Here is a 2,559-nt window from a genome sequence, read left to right as displayed (position 1 = left end):
TTGGCAATGAAGACCGCCGGGAACGTCCAGCCGATTGGCGCGCTTCGATAGGGGTCGGCGAAGGTGCCGGCACCTGCCGACAGGATGGAGCCAAGATTCATCCGGTACCAGCAGAGCTGCGTTCCATCAGCAAAGCGGACGTAGTCGCCATTCGCATTGGTGCCGCGCTCGATGATCGCGCCCGCGCCCCCGTTGACCGCCGTTCCCGCCCAGGTCGAGGCCAGCACCGTGGTGAACTTCCCGGCCGCCGGCGTGGTGAGCCCGATGGTGGTGTCGTTCAGCGTCCCGCCGACCACCGTGCTGTTGGCTTCGAGGAAGGCGGCGAAGGCGAGGAACTCGTCGCGGTACGTGCCGGCCATGAACTGGAACACGGCATACATCTTGGCGTCGAAGTCAGCCTCCGGCGCGCTGCGCGACGGGATATCCGGCCACTCGGAGAAGGTTGGAAGGGGCATGCGCGATCGATCCTACTTGATGGTTTTCATGACGAGGGTGAAGACGGAGTCCCCGGCCGCATCGAGCGGCTGGGTGTGATCATCGACAAAGCCGAGGCCCTCGACCCCGAAGTTGCTCTCGCCGAGGGAGGTCCCGTAGAAGGCCGTCACCAGCCCATCGACCTCGGCGACCAGGTCCATGACGCGCGGGCCCTGCACCGTGGGCACCCGGATCGGGATGGTCAGCTTGCGGGTCGAGCCACGCTTGACGAGGATCTCGTCGCCGAAGTCGTCGTATTCCTTGCGGCTGTGGCTGACGTGCTGGATCTCGACCCCGTCCATGACCGTGCCGAGCAGGTAGTTGCGGCCGAGCACGATATGACCGACCTCGGCCGTCGCCCCGGGCGCGGAGATCGTGATGTTGACCTCGTGCCCGGTGTAGCCCGGAAAGCCGTTCAGCACCTTCTGGCGCGCGTAGGTCACGCCGCCAAAGAACCAGGTATACATGCTGACCACGTTGCTCGTGTCGGACATGGGAAAGGTCTCGTCGTAGATCACCGTCGTGCCGTCGAGCACCTCGATCCGTACCGCGCCGGCGGTCAGGCCGAAGAAGGAGATCGCGTCGCAATCCTGCGTCGGCACGATGGTGTAGGTGATCTGATCCGCCCGTGTGGCCTTGCTCTCGCGCCCGTTGTCGAAGGCGCGCCAGCGGTTCGTGGCGCGCAGCTCGAGCCACCAGGTCGCATCATCGCTGGTCGGGTCGTTGCCGATGTTGCCCGCCTGCATGCTCTCGTAGATCTTGTGGGTCGCGGTCGAGATCACCAGCGCGCCCTGCGCATAGGTCTCCCCCGCGCTCCAGCTGGGATAATCGTCCTCCGGAATGTTCGAGGCCATGAGCTCGGCATCGGTGACCGCCATCGGCGAGAGAATGTTGAAGTCCATCAGGCGCGCACCTCCGGCTGGCCGTCCTCGTCCCAGGCTTCGAGCAGCTGGGCCGTCTTCTTCACGTGGAGCTCCTGGCGCTGAGCGAGCACCGCCTGCTGGCGGGTCAGTGTCTCCAGCCGCGCGTTCACCTGGTCGAGCGCTCGCACCACCGGCCGGTTGTCGAGCATGGCGACGGAGTCGGAATGGCTCACCACCCGCGAGGGTCCGGTGTTCTCCAGCTCCCAGCCGCGCTCACCGACCAGGCGCCAGCCGCCCGTATGCACCCCGCCCGAGGCGAAGGCAGGGATACCGCCGAGGTTGCGGATCTGCGCGCGCAGGGACTCGATGCGCGCCGCCGCGTTGCTCACCTTGCTGTTGGCCGCCTCGAAGATCGCGGCGGCCGTCTCGGTCCCGAACTCTTCCTTGAGCGCCGCCTTGAAGGCCGTGATGCCCTGCGCGGTGCCGCTGTAGTAATCGAAGGAGGGCGAGATCAGCCCGGCCGCGTCGAGACTGACCGACCCGTCCTGCCCGGTCAGCGCGACGCCGTAGGCCGCGCGCAGGGCGTTGAAGCGCTCGAGCGTCTCCGCGCCGGCGGCGGTGGCGTTCTTGCCGACGAGGGTCTCTCCCTTGACCTGCAGCGCCGCGATCCGGGTCTCGGTCGCCCGCGCCTCCCGATCCGCGTTCACCGCGTCCCGGAGCTGCCCCAGCATGTCGTGAAGCCGGGAAAGCGGCTGCTCCAGCCGGGTCGTGCTGTCCGAGAGATCGCCGAAGAGCGTCTCGAAGGCGGCATCGGGGGTAAAGCTCAGCCCCCCGTCGAAGGTGATCTTGCCGTTGCCCGTGGTGCCGACGAGGCTCTGCAGCCTGGAGAGCGCCTCGAGGGTGTTCCGCCCGGTGTTGGTCAGCGCCAGGTTCACGCGCCGCGAGAGCGTGGCGGAGCGGGTCAGAACCAGCGTCCGGGTCTCCCCGTCGAGGTCCCGGCCGAGCTCCAGCGTCAGGTTGCGCCGCAGGTCTCCCGAGGTCTCCAGCACCAGCTTGCGCGTCTGCCGGTCGAGATCGTTGCGCAGCACGAAGTCGAGCGCGGTCACGTGCTCGGAGAGGGCCGTGGTCGCAAGCCACCTGTCGGCCGCCGTCAGGTCATCACGCCGGATGATGAAGTCCAGCGTGGTCTCAATCCCTGCCTCGGCCTGCTGCACCAGCTTCC

2 protein-coding genes and 1 pseudogene are annotated in these 2,559 nt (G+C 67.4%); all 3 read right to left on the bottom strand.

Going from position 1 to position 2,559, the window contains the following annotated elements:
- A pseudogene (locus tag DDT93_RS26845) lies at nt 1-455 on the bottom strand (hypothetical protein); the annotation flags it as partial.
- 12 nt (nt 456-467) lie between these two features.
- The gene (locus tag DDT93_RS26275; RefSeq protein ID WP_109468886.1) at nt 468-1,376 is read right to left on the bottom strand and encodes a hypothetical protein; all 909 of its coding nucleotides are present in this window, start codon (nt 1,374-1,376) and stop codon (nt 468-470) included.
- Nucleotides 1,376-2,559: hypothetical protein (locus DDT93_RS26270; RefSeq protein ID WP_157960314.1), on the bottom strand; the 1,184-nt coding region annotated here is incomplete at its 5' end. The genes DDT93_RS26270 and DDT93_RS26275, both read right to left, overlap by 1 nt.

Origin of the sequence: Albibacillus kandeliae (assembly GCF_003116585.1) — a bacterium.
In the GTDB taxonomy this organism is placed as follows: domain Bacteria; phylum Pseudomonadota; class Alphaproteobacteria; order Rhodobacterales; family Rhodobacteraceae; genus Albibacillus; species Albibacillus kandeliae.
The sequence above is the reverse complement of the archived record's forward strand: the minus strand, read 5'-3'. Positions and strand labels throughout refer to the sequence as shown.

What these genes read in the sequence shown, in the direction of transcription:
- DDT93_RS26275 (WP_109468886.1), bottom strand. Translation starts at nt 1,376, where the DNA reads ATGGACTTCAACATTCTCTCGCCGATGGCGGTCACCGATGCCGAGCTC.